Source organism: Streptococcus huangxiaojuni, assembly GCF_040930515.1.
Lineage (GTDB): Bacteria > Bacillota > Bacilli > Lactobacillales > Streptococcaceae > Streptococcus > Streptococcus huangxiaojuni.
The window spans coordinates 251768-267633 of sequence record NZ_JBFQEG010000001.1 but is presented as its reverse complement, the minus strand read 5'-3'; the positions used below and the strand labels follow the sequence as shown (position 1 = coordinate 267633).

Below are 15866 nucleotides of genomic sequence, written 5' to 3'. Positions count from 1 at the left end.
GGGCGTGTTCAGTTCAAACAAGATACAAAGCCCGTGAAAAACCGCAGTTCTCTTTTTTAGGGCTTTTATTGCCAGATGATACAAAGATTTTTTAGAGCTTTGAGGCTGGGGCAAAGTCCTGCCTCAGCTCACTTTTTTAGATAGCGGAGGTGGGACAACACAATCGAAATCGTCATTTTACGACGATTTACCGATTTTTGTCCCACTCTCAATTCTTTAATCAGTTTCTGCAAAACGGGTCAGATTCAGCTCTTGAGTAAGACGGTGTTCTTTTTGTGTTTCAAACTCCTGATTATTGTATATCTGACTGCGTTTAAGAAAATCGTAATTATTTTTTTTAGGTTTGGGCCGCACAGAATTTCTAGGTTCCGTATAAACCTGCGGTATTTCTGCCAAAATATAGGATTCCTGATGAAGTTTTTCCGAAAAACGGCTCAATTCATTGCCTCGCTTAACCGATTTGGATTGAGCCGAGGCCGGCTGAGAAGACTGGCGCTGAAAAGACGGCTTTGCCTGCATTTTAACTTCATTGGCCAGAAAAGCCTGACGCTTTTCCCTGATATCCCGTCTTGCCTCTTCTCTGGCTTTCTGTGCATAAGACTTCCCTTCATTTAGGGTTTGAAGACGTTCGGGTGCTTTATTTTTAACATCAGGTGTTTGGTCAACAAAATTGAAGTCTTGAGTAACATCGCTGAAATCTTTATCTTGATAGGGCCCGTGAATATTATTAATCAGGTCTTCATTATTGTAAAGCCGCATGTTTATCGGCTCTTGCATAATTTGCTCCCCATCTGCAACCAGAGGGAATTTTTTTCTCATCATATCAAGACTCGCTTCCTTTTAATCTTGAACTATAACTATTACCTGCGGTGAAAGCGGCAGCCGATTTGCTGATATCAAAAAACGGCCGTCAGCCTTTATACAGTACTCCTATTATAAACTAAAACTACTATTTTTTCAAAATGTTCTTAATTTAAATCTGAAAAGAGCGGAATCGGCATAAGAAAAAGAGGCTTGAACAAAAGTCCTTGCCTCATTTCACTTTTCCAGACATATGCGCTTGACGCAGTGTTTGGAAGCTCTCATCACTTATCAAGCAAGGGATGGCGGCTTCCCTAATCAGCTGTGCAGGGGGGACAAAAATGACTTTTGGCTGCTGTCAGTCTGCAAGTCCCAAGATTTCTTTAATTTCTTCAACTGACATGCTGGCTCGTGTTTCGTTGCCGTCTAAAACAGTTGTCACTAAATGGCGTTTGGTTTCCTGCAAATCTAAAATCTTTTCTTCGATAGTCCCCCTTGTTATCAGACGGTAAACATCAACATTCTTCTCCTGACCGATTCGGTGCGCCCGGCTGATAGCCTGCAGTTCTACTGCCGGATTCCACCATAAATCAATCAAAACAACAGTATCGGCACCGGTTAAATTAAGACCGACTCCTCCTGCTTTCAGCGAAATCAGGAAAATATCCTTTGCTCCGCTGTTAAAGGCACGTGTCATTTCCTGCCGCTCTGCAGCTGGGGTTGAGCCGGTCATCTTATATGCCGTCAGTCCAAGATGATGCAGCTCTTCTTCCGCAATATCCAACATCCCGCGAAACTGGGAAAAAACTAAGGCGCGGTGTCCGCTTTCTTTAATTTGATAAAGGAGGTCCCGCAGACTGTCTACCTTCCCGCTGCCGCCTTTATAATCCATAAACAGACTGGGGCTGTCGCAAATCTGCCGCAGACGGGTAATGCCTGAGAGGATTTCAATTTTTTTACGATTAATCACCGCATCGGATGAACCGCGGATACTGTCCTGCATTTGTCGGAGCTGTGCTAAGTAGATTGCTTTTTGACTGTCGGCAAGCTCATTATGATAATTGATTTCCAGCAGTTCCGGCAGTTCCGGCAGAACGTCTTCTTTTTTGCGCCGCATAATGAAGGGCTTGATATAGCGGGCAACCTGCTCTGCTGACATTTTTACAAAGACTTTCTTTTCCGGCAGGAGGCCAGGCAGAACAATCTGAAAAATAGACCAGATTTCCAGCAGCCTGTTCTCTATCGGTGTCCCAGTCAAAGCAAAACAATTATCGACTTCAAAGGACCGCAAGTACTGTGCAATCTTTGTCTGCGTATTTTTCATAACCTGAGCCTCATCCAAAATCAAGTAATCAAAATGAAGCTGATTATAACTGGCAAAATCCTGACGAAAGGAGCTGTAGCTGGTAATGACAATCTGATGATCCTCTTTAATCAGGTCATCCCTTACAGATTTGGAGCCGTAAACAACAGTAAAGTCCAATTCCGGAGCAAATTTTTTAAATTCATCCTGCCAGTTGTAAATGAGGCTTGACGGCGATAAAACTAGAACCCTCTTCTCCTGCTTGAGTTTGCCGCTCAAAAAAGCAATTGTCTGCAGGGTTTTCCCTAAGCCCATATCATCTGCTAAAATACCGCCAAAGCCGTATTTATCAAGCATCGACAGCCAGCGGACTCCTGTCAGCTGGTAATCACGCAAATCGGCTTTAACCTTAAATTCAGGCAGTTCAAACCGCTCAGGCTGCCGGAGGTCCTGCGCCAGTTCTACAAAAGAGCGCGTCAGATGGACACTGTCCTTATCCTGTAAAACATCTGACAGCTGAAAGGCAGACAGGGCTGAAAGCTGTAAATGGCCATTTTCTAAGCGCTTAGGCTGAAATTTCTTAAGCTCACTGCCTATCTTTTGCGTTTGCTCATCAAAAACAACTAATTGGCCTGACTGACTGACAAAGTAAGGCTGATTAGTAAAAAGCGCTGCCAAGGCTTCATCAATATCATTTTCGAGTATTGTAGAAAAATCAAAGGAAATATCCAGCAGACTGCCGGAAGAACTAATGGCAAGCTGCGGCTTCTCTGTAAAGCGCAGAGCTTTCATTTCTTCAGATAGAAAGACCTTCCCCAGACTGGCAAACTCAGTCAGGGTTTGGCTGAAGAAAGGATACAGTTCTTCTGCCTGCAGAGGTTCATGATAACTGGAAAAGGTTTTAGTAAAACCGGCGGTTTCCAGCAGTTTAAAAACACGCTGTTCATGTTTAAAATGACTGGCAAAGGAAAGCTCCCCCAGTTCTTTTTTACTCCTCACCTTAACTGTTCCGTAATCAAAAACCAAGGATAGGTGGATTGCCTTATTCTCTTCCAAATCAAAATAAAAAAGCGGAGAAAAATCCCTGATTTCGAAACTCTTCGGGGCCTGAACTGTTCCTAAACAGCGAAAATCCAGCAGGCTGGCAGCCAGCTTAGCCTGATCGTCTAAATCAAAGTGGACATGCTTAGCCAAATCAGATTCTAAAGGCAGGGTTTTCAGGGCTGCTACAATTTTACTTTGCTTAAGATTAAGCCGATAGAAGGTCCCCTGGTAAAAAAGATAAGTATTATCAAAGAAAGACTGGATATCTTTTTCTTTGACAATCAGTTCAATTAATTGGCGGTGTACCAGTACTTCAAACTGATAAAGTCCTTCTGAGCCATCGAGATCTTTAAAAACAATATCAGCATAATGCTGCTGATCTACAGTAAAGGAAAAATCGTAAAGGTTTTTGAACAAGCTGAGCCCTTCTTCAAAAAATCCGCCGGGCAAGGTGAGATGCCGTCCATGGTTTGGAAGAATGTAGGTGCCGTCAGAGGGCTTGTCGGGAATAATCCGCCACAAAAAACGAATAAGCTCTTGGCTGGCTGTATCAAACTGCAGAAACGAAAGCGGTTCATAGTAATTCTTGCCAATCTGGTAATAATCCTCTTTTTTGATAATTTGCAAGAAAGCTCTAATGTCGCGTATCACATAAGCACGTGCATCCGGCAGACGATTAATTTTCAGAGTCCACCAAAAGTCAGATGAATAGGGATTTTGGGCGGCAGAAACAGCCAAACGGTACTGGGTTGCCCTATCTTCATTAACAGATAAACCATCAAGAAAAATACTGCCAAAAGACAGCTTTTTTTGCTTTTTTTGATAATCATCGCTTCGGGAAGACAGGAGCTCTGCGGCTTCCTTTCCTTCTGAATCATTTTTTAAATAGTATTCTAAAGCAGCCAAGTGCTCACAATACTGTTTTTGGGCAAATAAACTGCACTGGCAGGAGATGTCTTCATCCTCAAGAGCATACTGGACAGAATAGCCATCGACATCAGCCTGCAAAAGCCGATCACGATGGCTGATAATCTTAAGGAGCCCCTGTTCATATAACGCGATACCTTGATTGCGGACACGGCCCGGAATCATTCTACTCATACTATACCACCTTTACCTTATCTCCTTATTATAGCAAAACAATCAGCTTTTTTCTGAAAAAACGGGGATTTTCATTGTTTTGTTAACATATTGCAACAAAAAATAAATTGAACACGCCCTAAACGCTGCGGGAAAAAGATGGCCTGACTTAGAATCTGACGATTCGTCAGTCAGTCCCCTATTTTCCTTTTGCGTTTTTAACGGGCTTTGTATCTTGTTAATTGAACACGCCCTAAACGCTGCGGGAAAAAGATGGCCTGACTTAGAATCTGACGATTCGTCAGTCAGTCCCCTATTTTCCTTTTGCGTTTTTAACGGGCTTTGTATCTTAATGAAAAACCGCCCTGACTAAAATACTGTCAGGGCGGATTTCTTTTTTACTTATGATAGGGTGTTCTACTTGCGTTTCCGGGTTAACAGTTTGATTGGCGTACCTTTGAAGGCAAAGGCTTCACGAATCTGATTTTCCAGAAAACGGAGGTAAGAGAAATGCATCAGTTCTTCCTCATTGACAAAAATGACAAAGGTCGGCGGTTTGACGGCAACCTGAGAAGCATAAAAGATTTTCAGGCGCTTTCCTTTATCGGTCGGTGTCGGATTAAGAGCGACTGCATCCATAATAAGGTCATTAAGCACCGCTGAAGCAATACGCTTACTCTGATTTTGACTGATTTCTTTAATCATCTCCGGCAGCTTGTGCAGACGCTGCTTCGTCAGTGCCGATACAAAAACAATCGGAGCATAGGGAATATACTGAAAATGATCACGAATATCCCTTTCCCACTGATGCATGGTGTGGTTGTCCTTTTCAAGCGTATCCCACTTGTTGACGACTATAATCAATCCTTTCCCAGCTTCATGTGCAAAACCGGCAATTCTCTTATCGTACTCTCGGATGCCTTCTTCAGCGTTGATAACCATTAAAACAATATCGGAACGGTCAATGGCCCGCATGGCCCGCATGACCGAATATTTTTCGGTTTTTTCATAGACCTTGCCTGATTTACGTATACCTGCCGTGTCAATCATAATATACTGCTGACCGGCTGAATCAGTGAATGGGGTATCGACAGCATCACGAGTTGTTCCGGATACCGGACTGGCAATGACGCGTTCTTCACCAAGGAGAGCATTGATAAGGCTGGACTTTCCCACATTAGGGCGGCCGATAAGACTGAATTTAATAACATCTCCCTCTTCTTCTTCTGTCTCAGACGGAAGCTTAGAAGTAATAGCATCCAGAAGATCTCCTGTCCCAAGCCCATGAACAGATGACACCGGATAAGGCTCCCCCAAACCAAGAGCATAAAAGTCATAGACAGTGCTGCGCATTTCCGGGTTATCAACTTTATTAACAGCTAAAACAACTGGTTTTTGCGCTCGGTAGAGTATCTTGGCAACATATTCATCTGCATTCGTTATCCCTTCTTTTCCGGAGACAACCAAGACGATAACATCAGCCTCAGCAATAGCAATCTCAGCTTGGTGCTTGATTTGCTCCATAAAAGGCGCTTCAATGTCATCAATGCCTCCGGTGTCTATCAGGGAGAACCTGCGGTTAAGCCACTCTCCGACAGCATAAATTCGATCACGTGTCACGCCTTCTACATCTTCAACAATAGAAATGCGTTCTCCGGCAATACGGTTAAACAATGTAGATTTCCCAACATTGGGCCGGCCGACAATTGCAACTGTTGGTAGGGCCATCTTTCCTCCTCATTAAAAAGTTTTCGTTTATCCTTAAAAAACACTATCATCAGACTGAACATCCAGCAAGACAAAAAGATTTCAAAAATCAGGGGAGAAGCCTGACTGAAACAGCTTATGTCTGCACCAGCTGCCATAAGCAATCCGGCTATTAAACTCAAACTGCACAACCAATCTCTTTATCCAAAGTCAGTTCCTGCGGTTATCTCCTGCCAAGTAGAATTCTTTAGCAAGATAGCGGATACGCTCCATGACACGTTTGGCCTGCCAAGTCTCATCTGTTCCTTTAATATTGGCCAGCTTTTTCTCCAAATCTTTAAAACTGTAATTGGAGGTGAAAAAAGTCGGCAAATCCTCCAGCATACGGTACTGCAGAATGACCTGCAGCACTTCGTCGCGCACCCAAGAGGTAGCCTGCTCAGCACCAATATCGTCAAGAATCAAAATTTCAGCTTTTTTAACAGCATCGATTTCATCTTTAACGGTTCCGGTATTGATGGCATTTTTGACATCTATAGCAAAACTGGGAAAATGAAGCAGTGTGGTCGAAGCCCCTTTTGCTTTAGACAGCTCATGGGCCATAGCAGCCAACATAAAGGACTTTCCAACCCCCATATCGCCATACAGGTACAGACCTTTTTGGTCAGCGCTGGGATACTCAGCGACAAACTTAGTTAGCTCTATAAACAGAGGCTGTCTGCGTTTATCATCCAGACTGATATCATCAAAAGTAAGATTTTTATAAGATTTAGGCAAATTGACAAGGCTGACACGCTCGGCAACAGCCTGTTTGGCCTGAGCAAGCTTCAAGGCCTTTGTTTCGCGGTAAGTAACGTCTGCATAACCTTCATTCATCACCAAAATCGGTTCATAGCCTTTAGCGAGATAAGTTGCATCGCCGGCTAAAAATTTATCACGTTCTATACGAAACTGATTAAATTTGGAGAGACTGAGTTCAATTTCCCGGTTTGACAGCCGGTGAGTCGCAATGAAGTCTGCAACTTCTTTATCAGCTAAAATAGCTTGCTTGAGTTCATCGGTGTTGATTTGTGATAAATGAGCTTTATTGCTGTGCTTTATAGCCTGAGCAACTTTTTCCATCTACTCACCATCCTTTCGCAATTGTGCCAAAGTTCTTTTCTTGAACTCTGCTAGTTCCTGCAGTTCTTCTGCTGTTGTTTCATTTTTGTAATCAGGATTGCTCCATTCAGGAATGTTCGTTTTGCCCGCTTTTGATTGTTTTGATTTAACCTCAGTTTGACGTTCCGCAAAGCTGCGCATTTTTAGAACTGCTTCTTCAGCACTGACAATCTGCTGATAGGAAAAATCATTGGCAATTTTCATAATATAGGCCTTGTTCAGATTGGCCGATTTCGTTTTATTGAAGGTATAGAGCACCATGACATTAATCACTTCATCCAGAAAGGGCATCTGAGCCAAATCTTCCAATATTTTTTTCTCACCGGAAGTGACCCGCGCCCGTCTAACCTTCTTAATTTTAGCCAAAAAAAGCTCTGCTTCTGCCGATTTGGCCTCCCGTAAAATCACTTGCTCTTCTTTGCTGAAAATCTCATCTTGCTGTTTCTGCCGCTGCGCTTTTGCCGTTTGCTGTTTTTTAACCGTCATACGCTTGGGCGAAATAAAATGGTTAACAGCTGTCTCTTTAGCTAAATTATAAAGCGCAAACCAGTTTAAGTCATATTTTTCAGCCAAACTGTAGAGAGCAATAATGTCCTTTTTTTCATCCTTAAACTGCAGACCGTCCCGCTGCATCAGGCGCTGGAAATTATGCAAATCAAGACGAGGAGCAGGTCTGGTCTGAACAGAAGCTTTGTCTGTCTCCAGATTGTCAAAAACATCAGAGAACTTTTTTGAGATATTACGGGCGTTTTTTGGAAGCTGCAAAGCTAATTCCTGCACGGCAACATCTCCGATTCTATTGGCCAGCAGACGGCGGTAAGCCGGATGAGCTAAGAACAAATCCCTTGTTAAAGGCTGCTTAAGCCTGAAATGATAGACGCCGCTGCTTTCGTACAGCTCGAGCAGCTCCATAGCCCCCAGAACTGACACCGCATCTTCCAGACGTTTCATCCCAAATTGCAGGTGGTTAAGAATTTCTGATAATTTATGCCGCTTATGGCCCTCATCAAAAAAATGGACCAGATAGTCATAGAGCGACATGGCGTCTTGCCCAATAATGGGAAAATACAGCTGAATAAGATTTAGTGAATCATAAGAAACGGCATTCCCCTTGATATAGAAAAAATCATCAATTGGTTTCATTTTTTTCACTGCTTTTCTTTTTATTGGGCACACGGCTTGTTATTTCCTGCAGAAGTTTTTCTATCTCATCGACATCTTTAAAACTTTTATAAACACTGGCAAAGCGAACGTAGGTAATTTCATCCAGTTCTGCCAATTCATCCATAACAAGATTGCCAATCACGACACTGGACACTTCATTTTCGTATTCACTGCGAACCTTTTGTTCAATGCGTGAAATGACTGCTTCAATATCACTGCTGGATACCGGCCGTTTTTGCGCACTTTGAATAATACCGTTTAAAATTTTATCACGGGAAAACTGTTCCCGTGTCCCATCTTTCTTGACTACCAAAAGCGGGAGCTCTTCAACTCGCTCAAAAGTTGTAAACCGTGTCCGGCAATTTTCGCATTCCCGCCGGCGTCTGATGGTATTGCCGTCCTCAGCCTGACGGCTGTCAACAACACTGGATTTATTATAATGACATTTTGGACAACGCATACAGACACCTCATTTCTATTAGTACTGTTTAACCCTTATTTTATCATATTTTCTTTATTAACAAAAGCCAGCAGACAGCATAGAAAAAGCCCTCATATTTTAAAGCTTAGAGTCTGAGGGCGCCCGGGCTCATCTACTAAAGAACAGAAATATTATTCCCTAAATCTCAAAAAGTGTTTCACTGTTTCTGCCGTTTATTTAATAGAGAAAAAACAACAGCCATAAAATCATTGGCTGTTTTTTTGAGCATTCTTACTTTTCACGAATCATATAGCCCATACCGCGGACAGTCTGAATATATGACTCCTTGCCGGGAACATCAATTTTCCCGCGCAAATAACGAATATAAACATCAACAACATTTGTTTCGGCTGCTTCTTCATATTTCCACACATTTGCCAGTAGCTCTTCCCGTGTCATAACGCGATTCATATTTATCATCAAAATATTCAGCAGGTCATATTCACGTTTGGTCAGTGAAATTTCATCATCCCCTCTGAGAACAGAACGGTTCTGAGGATTCATTGTCAAATCCCGATAAGAGCCTTGCGCTGCATGTGCCTTTTTACTGGATTCCATATTTTGCCGGCGGAAAATAGCACGAACCCGTGCCAGCAATTCTTCAATAGCAAATGGTTTAACAATATAGTCGTCAGCACCGCGGTCCAAGCCCGCCACAATGTCTAAAACAGAATCTCTGGCTGTCATCATCATGATATAGGTATTTTTCTCAGCCTGAAGTCTGCGCGTAATTTCAAACCCATCCATCTCCGGCAGCATCAAATCCAAAAGAACCAGATCAAAATCTTTTTCAAGAGCTAGATCCAGCCCTTTTCTCCCGTTTGATTCAATCTGAACTTCATAGCCTTCATGCTGCAGTTCCAAGGAAACAAAACGCGCCAAATTCTTTTCATCTTCAATAATTAAAACTTTCTTAATCACTTTACACCTTCCCTTTTTCTTTGTGATTTTGAGTTAATAGGTGCTAAGTCCAAATTGAAAAACAGACCCCTACAAACTTAAATCTTTCTCATGTTATACCCGCCAGAAAAGAAGAGTAAACAAAACCCTCACTTCTCAATAATTTAATACATGTATGAGCAATTGTAAAAAAATTATAGCAAAGAATTTCAGCTTTCACAACTGGGATTCTCATATTTTTTAAAGAAAACGGCTTCATTCATCAAATAAACCGTCCAGAGCAGCAAAAGGACTTGACGCCTCTCTCTTTTCTGCTTTCAGGGACTGATACTGCTCTTCGGTCAATACTGCCCAGCTCTCCCCAGCCGGTAAATCAGCAGCAGTTTGCTCATCGTCGGCCAGCACCTGCAAAGGGACTGACAGCAGAATATTGTCAATAACACTTTCTGCTAAATCAATATTCGGTCCATCAACAAGCAGCAGCAAGTCCTGATCAGCAAGCTCTTTTTTAGAAGTCAGTTCCGACTGTTCCGCAAAAACCTCAGCTACCATCTGCTTTTGCTTCAAAACAACCGGCTGAAGCGAACGGCTTGAAGGAAGTTCCAAGAGATAAGTCAGTTCATAGTTTAATAAAAACAGCCCATCATCGTAAGAGATATTCCCCTTTGCCCGAACATCCTTGACATCTAAAATGTCAGGATTACGCGCGATCAGCTCATCTCTAACAGATAAAATCTGGTCAAAATCGATTCCTTCCGGTCTTTTCTTCAGCTCAGCTATGGAAAACATCAGCTTTTACCCTTCTAATAAATCACTCTTAATTTCTATATTATACAATAATAAAATGTCATCTCTTTAGAAGATAGATGTCAACTTTATTACAAACGCTATTATTACGGCTTTTCTCCTGCTTCTTCCTTTAGTCCTAAAAGGAGAAAATTAAAAAGTTCCTCAGAACTTTTTCTTATTTTTTATTAAAAAACAGGACACTTTTCTGCTAGTTTACATCTGACGCAAGCGCTCAATCCTATCAGCAATAGAAGGATGGGTATAAAAGAGAGACTTAACACCTTCTCTTTTCTGCGGATCATTGATATAAAGAGCGCTGCTGGCCTCATCAACATGGTGAGCCATGGGCTGAGACTGTTCCAGCTTTTGCAGAGCGTTAATCATTCCCTGCGGATTGCGGGTCAGCTCCACTGAGCTCGCATCGGCCAAGTACTCCCGCTGACGGGAAATAGCCAATTGCACTAAACTGGCTGCCAAAGGAGCAAGAATCAATGCAATCAGGGAAAAAATAAGCAGCAAAATACCCAAACCGCCGCTGTCTCGGCTGTTGCTGCGCCGGCGTCCGCCGCCAAACCACATCATCCGACCGCCAAGGCTTGAAATCAGTGTAACAGCACTAGCCAAAGCAACAGCTATTGTAGAGATTCGAATATCATAATTTCTGATATGGCTGATTTCATGCCCGATAACACCTTCTAACTCTTCCCGGTTCATAACCGCTAAAAGACCTGTTGTAGCCGCTACAGCCGCATTCTCCGGACTGGAACCTGTCGCAAAGGCATTTAATGATTTATCTTCAATAATAAAGACCCGCGGCATGGGAACTTGCGCTACCATCGCCATATCCTCAACAATATGATAATATTCAGGTGCCTCTTTCTCTGTTACTTCACGCGCGTTGTTCATAGACATAACAACATTAGTTGACTGAAAAATCATACTGATAGCATAGATAGCACCGATAATTAGAGCCAGAGTGACGCCTAACTCCAAGCTGTCCAATAATAAAAAGCCAGCAGCTCCCCCAATAGAAGCAAGGAGCACAAAAAAGACCAGCAGCAAAACAACTGTCCGTCTCTTATTACTGGAAATTTGCTGATAAAGCATAACCCCTCCTCCAACAAGATACAAAGCCCGTTTAAAAATCCGTATGAAAATAGGGGATGGCGAGTGATGCTGGCATCACGATGACAGCCATCTTTTTCACTAGGATTTTAGGGCGTGTTCAATTCAAACAAGATACAAAGGGCGTTAAGAACGCAAAAGGAAAATGGCGGTAAGTCCGAAATCTCTGATTTCGCAGACGCACCCCTGCCAGAACGACTAGAAAGGTGCGGTCGACTGTCAAGGCGACAAAGCTTTCAGACGTTTACGGCTGATGGTAACTAAGTAACGACACAAATTTCCAGCCCCTCACTCTCCCGTTTCTAGGTTCGGGCTGAAATCATCCACTAGATGATTTCACTGCACAGAGCTTAGCCCGTGTTCAATTCAAACAAGATACAAAGCCCGTTAAAAGAGCGGCCGAAAAACAGAGCCCAGCCGATGTGCTGCAAAACACAAGGTAAGGACATCTTTTTCGAGCTTTTAGGACTTATCCGTTTTTTCTTATTCGGATAAAATTAAAAGTCAAACTTGACTTGCGGCGTCTCTTTTTCTTCCTCAGGAACTTCTAAGAACTGACTTGGCTTAAAGCCAAACAGTGACCCAACAAGATTGGTTGGAAAGACTTCCAATTTGGTATTATAATTAGCAGTTGTCGAATTGAACAGCTGACGGGAATAAGAAATTTTATTTTCCGTATTAGCCAATTCTTCCTGCAGTTTAACGAAACTCTTATTAGCCTGCAAATCAGGATAATTCTCCGCTACAGCAAAAATGCTGGAAAGCTGCTTTGACAGAGCGTCGGACGCCTGCATTGCTTCATTTGGTGTAGGAGCCTTTGCAACTTGAGCGCGCAGTTTTGTTACCTGTGAAAAAACCTTTTCTTCATAGGCAGCATAACCCTTAACCGTTTCCAACAAATTTGGAATTAAATCGTTTCGGCGTTTCAGCTGCACATCAATCTGGCTCCAAGCCTCTTTGGTATGCATACGACCTCTGACTAAGCCATTGTAAGCCGCTATTACCCAAACAACAAGCAAAATTAGAACAGCAATTAAAACAAGAACCAGTACCATCTCACAATCTCCTCTGATATCTAAAAATAAGGGGCAGTTTGTTTAGAGTTATAAAACAAGCAATCCTCTCTGCCCTGAAAAATAATTAATCTGACTTTACAAAAACAGTAAGCAGAAAAAGATAAGCAAAACAGTAAACTGCTAACTTTTTCTTTTTATCTGCCTTGCCCTATTATTATAGCAATTTCCCTGATTTTAGGAAAGCAAATACCTTCTTTCCATTTTTTTCATGATTTCCTTATCTGTTTTATGGTAGAATAAGAGAAAACACTCTAAGGGAGAAGACATGACACCAGAAGAATTCTATGCAGAGCTGTCACAGGCCGGCATCACACTATCCGATTGGCAGAAACAGCAGTTTGACCTCTATTTTAAACTGCTTACTCAATGGAATCAAAAGGTCAATCTTACTGCTATCACAGAAGAAAGGGAGGTCTATCTCAAACATTTCTACGATTCACTGGCACCTATTTTGCGTGGAGCCATCAAGGATGACAGAATCAGGCTCTTGGATGTCGGATCCGGAGCGGGTTTTCCCAGTCTTCCTATAAAAATTATTTATCCGAAAATTGATGTCACCATTATTGACTCCCTCAATAAACGGATTCACTTTTTAAATTTACTGGCTGAAGCTTTGAAACTGGAAAACGTCCATTTTTACCATGGCAGAGCCGAGGATTTTGCCCGCCGCAAAGAGTTTCGGGAACAATTTGATATAGTAACCGCCAGAGCGGTTGCAGTTCTGCCGGTCTTGGCAGAACTGACCCTGCCCTTTTTAAAAATTAAGGGCCACCTTCTTGCTCTTAAGGCATCGGCAGCAGAAAAAGAGATGGCCCAGTCTCAAAACGCTCTGCACTTGCTGTTTACACAGCTCCTGCAAAGTGACAGCTACAAGCTTCCTAACGGGGACGGCAGAACCCTAATCATTCTGGAAAAGAAAAAAGAAACTCCTAAAAAATATCCCCGTAAAGCCGGAATTCCTAATAAAAAACCTTTATAAACGGAGAGAACTGGAATGTTTTCCTACAGAAAATTAAGGACTGTCTCAGTCACTCAAAAATTAACAATCAGTTTTTTAGCGCTTATTTTGATCGGTAGTTTCTTGCTCTCCCTCCCTCTGGCTCACTATGCCGATGCGCCTGCCACATCCTATTATGACCATCTTTTTACCACTGTTTCCATGGTCTGCGTGACCGGACTGTCTGTCTTCCCAATCAGTGACGTTTACAATGGGCTGGGGCAGTTTATCGCTATGCTGCTGATTCAAATCGGAGGCCTTGGCATTGTCACTTTAATTGCTGTCAGCATGTTTGCACTGCGGCAGAAACTTGGCATTTCAGCACAAAGTGTTCTGCAGTCGGCTCTCAGCCGCCCTGACAGTACAGAGTTAAGGCATTATCTTTTTAATGTTTATAAAATAACGCTGATATTTGAAAGTGCAACTGCGCTTATCCTCATGTTTGATTTTATTCCCAGATTCGGGCTGCGTTCAGGAGTTTTTAACAGTATCTTTCTGGCGGTCTCTGCCTTTTGTAATGCTGGATTTGATAATTTTGGCACAAACAGTCTTCAGGATTTTCTATTGAATCCGCTGGTCAATTTTACTTTGATGTTTGCCATTGTTGCCGGAGGTCTAGGCTTTGCTGTATGGATGGAACTTTTTCAGGTTCTGAAACACTATTTTGAGGGAAAACCTCGCCGTCCTAGAAGTGCCGCCCGCTTTATAAGCAATCAGAGCCGCTTAATTCTCTATACTACAGGAGTCTTTCTTCTAACAGGAACTTTACTTTCCTGGCTGACAGAAATAAGAAATGCCGGTACACTGGCTCACCACAGTGTTTTACAGCAGTTTATGATGAGTTTTTTTCAAACTGTTACCATGCGGACAGCTGGCTTTTCAACCCTGAATTATTTGGACACAGAAACCGCAACAAATTTTCTTTATATGCTGCAGATGGCTGTAGGCGGTGCCCCCGGAGGTACAGCAGGCGGTATTAAAGTAACGACTGCTGCTGTCACTTTTTTACTGTTTAAATCTGAGTTGGCCGGCCAGTCAGAAGTCACCTTCAGACACCGGGTTATTCACAATAAAACGATTAAGCAAACCTTAACCGTCCTGATTTTTTTCTTTGCTTTAGGAGCGGGCGGCTATTTTCTTTTGCTGCTGTCTGATTCACACTTAAATCCAATGGCTCTTCTTTTTGAAGTTATCTCTGCAATAGCGACAGTCGGGGTTTCAATGAATGTCACTCCGGAGCTGTCTGCAATTGGACGCTTAATCATTATGCTGCTTATGTTTATCGGTCGTGTTGGGCCGATTACCGTCCTGCTAAGTCTCTTACAGAAAAAAGAAAAAACTGTTCACTACACCCCTACCGATATTTCTCTTGGCTGACAGAAAGGAAAGTTATGGCACATAAAATTTTTGGCGTTCTTGGCTTAGGCATTTTTGGCAAAACGCTTGCTTACGAATTAGCAAGTTTTGAACAAGAAGTAATCGCTCTGGACAATAGAGAAAAACATGTACAGGAAGTAGCGGATTATGTGACAAAAGGGGCGGTAGGCGATATTACCGATTTGGAATTCTTAAAAGCGGCAGGAATAGACCAATGTGACACTGTCATTATCGCGACCGGAAATAATTTGGAAGCCTCTGCATTAGCTCTTATCCACTGTAAGAAACTTGGAGTTGGCAATATTATCGCTAAAGCACGGGGTGAAAATTATGAAGAAGTTCTTTACGGTCTAGGCGCCAATCAGATTATTTCCCCTGAACGCAGCGCAGCAAAAGATCTGACTTCAAGCCTGCTGCGCCATTCTATCGCCAATATTATCCATGTCGAAGACGATATTTCGTTTATTGAATTCACCCTGCCTGAATCATGGCTGGGAAAATCTTTGGCCCAGCTGAATGTCCGCAAAAAATATGACCTCAATATTATCGGCTTTCGCACTTCCAAAACAGCTCCACTGGAAACAAATTTCAACCCCAATCACGTTTTTTCTGAAAAGCTGATTGTCAATGCTGTAGGCAGCAAACGAACCTTTGAAGAATTTGATTATCTGGGTTACTTATAAGAGCCTATTTTTACCAAGAATTTTTGAAATTAAAGCAAAATAAGGCAACAAGTTAGAATCCAATCGTAAAAACAATCAATTTTCCTTTGGCTATAATAGCTCTTAATTAATCTCTTACGATTTTATCGGTAACACCTTCCAAAATTTCTGTTTTTGGCATTTGAACCAGTGAGTTTCT

The 15866-nt window shown here is 42.4% G+C and carries 13 protein-coding genes; 3 read left to right on the top strand and 10 right to left on the bottom strand.

Annotated features, from left to right (window positions below):
• Positions 1-216: 216 nt before the first annotated feature.
• The 10 genes from zapJ to AB3329_RS01205 all read right to left on the bottom strand — a co-directional run bounded on the left by zapJ (position 217) and on the right by AB3329_RS01205 (position 12610).
• Complete coding sequence (zapJ, locus tag AB3329_RS01250) at positions 217-822, bottom strand: divisome accessory protein ZapJ (RefSeq protein ID WP_368393913.1); 606 nt, start codon at positions 820-822, stop codon at positions 217-219.
• 337 nt (positions 823-1159) lie between these two features.
• Positions 1160-4249, bottom strand: a complete 3090-nt coding sequence (locus AB3329_RS01245; RefSeq protein ID WP_368393912.1) for a pilus expression-regulating Snf2 family helicase — start codon at positions 4247-4249, stop codon at positions 1160-1162.
• A 396-nt stretch (positions 4250-4645) separates the two neighbouring features.
• Positions 4646-5956 carry a ribosome biogenesis GTPase Der gene (der, locus tag AB3329_RS01240; protein ID WP_368393911.1) on the bottom strand — a complete coding sequence of 437 codons (1311 nt, stop codon included), beginning with the start codon at positions 5954-5956 and terminating at the stop codon, positions 4646-4648.
• A 189-nt stretch (positions 5957-6145) separates the two neighbouring features.
• On the bottom strand, positions 6146-7057 hold the full coding sequence (dnaI, locus tag AB3329_RS01235) for a primosomal protein DnaI (RefSeq protein WP_368393910.1): 912 nt from the start codon (positions 7055-7057) through the stop codon (positions 6146-6148).
• Positions 7058-8239, bottom strand: coding sequence for a replication initiation and membrane attachment family protein (locus AB3329_RS01230; protein ID WP_368393909.1), 1182 nt, complete (start codon positions 8237-8239; stop codon positions 7058-7060).
• Positions 8226-8720 (bottom strand): transcriptional regulator NrdR, encoded by a 495-nt coding sequence (nrdR, locus tag AB3329_RS01225; RefSeq protein WP_368393908.1) that lies wholly within the window; start codon positions 8718-8720, stop codon positions 8226-8228. Before nrdR ends, AB3329_RS01230 begins: the two co-directional genes overlap by 14 nt.
• 252 nt (positions 8721-8972) lie before the next feature.
• Positions 8973-9662: a response regulator transcription factor gene (locus AB3329_RS01220; protein WP_368393907.1), complete on the bottom strand. Its 690-nt coding sequence runs from the start codon at positions 9660-9662 to the stop codon at positions 8973-8975.
• 234 nt (positions 9663-9896) lie between these two features.
• Entirely contained in the window at positions 9897-10430 is a 534-nt protein-coding gene (locus tag AB3329_RS01215) for a YceD family protein (protein WP_368393906.1), read from the bottom strand.
• 213 nt (positions 10431-10643) lie between these two features.
• Positions 10644-11537 carry a zinc metalloprotease HtpX gene (gene htpX, locus AB3329_RS01210; RefSeq protein WP_368393905.1) on the bottom strand — a complete coding sequence of 298 codons (894 nt, stop codon included), beginning with the start codon at positions 11535-11537 and terminating at the stop codon, positions 10644-10646.
• Positions 11538-12052: 515 nt separating this feature from the next.
• Positions 12053-12610, bottom strand: coding sequence for a LemA family protein (locus AB3329_RS01205; RefSeq protein ID WP_368393904.1), 558 nt, complete (start codon positions 12608-12610; stop codon positions 12053-12055).
• Between the two features lie 286 nt (positions 12611-12896).
• Between AB3329_RS01205 and rsmG the strand changes: the two genes are divergently transcribed.
• The 3 genes from rsmG to AB3329_RS01190 are packed head-to-tail and all read left to right on the top strand — an operon-like array spanning position 12897 to position 15688.
• Entirely contained in the window at positions 12897-13610 is a 714-nt protein-coding gene (rsmG, locus tag AB3329_RS01200) for a 16S rRNA (guanine(527)-N(7))-methyltransferase RsmG (RefSeq protein ID WP_368393903.1), read from the top strand.
• A gap of 15 nt (positions 13611-13625) precedes the next feature.
• Positions 13626-15005, top strand: a complete 1380-nt coding sequence (locus AB3329_RS01195; protein WP_368393902.1) for a TrkH family potassium uptake protein — start codon at positions 13626-13628, stop codon at positions 15003-15005.
• A gap of 14 nt (positions 15006-15019) precedes the next feature.
• Positions 15020-15688, top strand: a complete 669-nt coding sequence (locus AB3329_RS01190; RefSeq protein ID WP_368393901.1) for a potassium channel family protein — start codon at positions 15020-15022, stop codon at positions 15686-15688.
• Positions 15689-15866: the final 178 nt, after the last annotated feature.

What these genes read in the sequence shown, in the direction of transcription:
- zapJ (WP_368393913.1), bottom strand. Translation starts at nt 822, where the DNA reads ATGATGAGAAAAAAATTCCCTCTGGTTGCAGATGGGGAGCAAATTATG.
- AB3329_RS01245 (WP_368393912.1), bottom strand. Translation starts at nt 4,249, where the DNA reads ATGAGTAGAATGATTCCGGGCCGTGTCCGCAATCAAGGTATCGCGTTA.
- der (WP_368393911.1), bottom strand. Translation starts at nt 5,956, where the DNA reads ATGGCCCTACCAACAGTTGCAATTGTCGGCCGGCCCAATGTTGGGAAA.
- dnaI (WP_368393910.1), bottom strand. Translation starts at nt 7,057, where the DNA reads ATGGAAAAAGTTGCTCAGGCTATAAAGCACAGCAATAAAGCTCATTTA.
- AB3329_RS01230 (WP_368393909.1), bottom strand. Translation starts at nt 8,239, where the DNA reads ATGAAACCAATTGATGATTTTTTCTATATCAAGGGGAATGCCGTTTCT.
- nrdR (WP_368393908.1), bottom strand. Translation starts at nt 8,720, where the DNA reads ATGCGTTGTCCAAAATGTCATTATAATAAATCCAGTGTTGTTGACAGC.
- AB3329_RS01215 (WP_368393906.1), bottom strand. Translation starts at nt 10,430, where the DNA reads ATGTTTTCCATAGCTGAGCTGAAGAAAAGACCGGAAGGAATCGATTTT.
- htpX (WP_368393905.1), bottom strand. Translation starts at nt 11,537, where the DNA reads ATGCTTTATCAGCAAATTTCCAGTAATAAGAGACGGACAGTTGTTTTG.
- AB3329_RS01205 (WP_368393904.1), bottom strand. Translation starts at nt 12,610, where the DNA reads ATGGTACTGGTTCTTGTTTTAATTGCTGTTCTAATTTTGCTTGTTGTT.
- rsmG (WP_368393903.1), top strand. Translation starts at nt 12,897, where the DNA reads ATGACACCAGAAGAATTCTATGCAGAGCTGTCACAGGCCGGCATCACA.
- AB3329_RS01195 (WP_368393902.1), top strand. Translation starts at nt 13,626, where the DNA reads ATGTTTTCCTACAGAAAATTAAGGACTGTCTCAGTCACTCAAAAATTA.
- AB3329_RS01190 (WP_368393901.1), top strand. Translation starts at nt 15,020, where the DNA reads ATGGCACATAAAATTTTTGGCGTTCTTGGCTTAGGCATTTTTGGCAAA.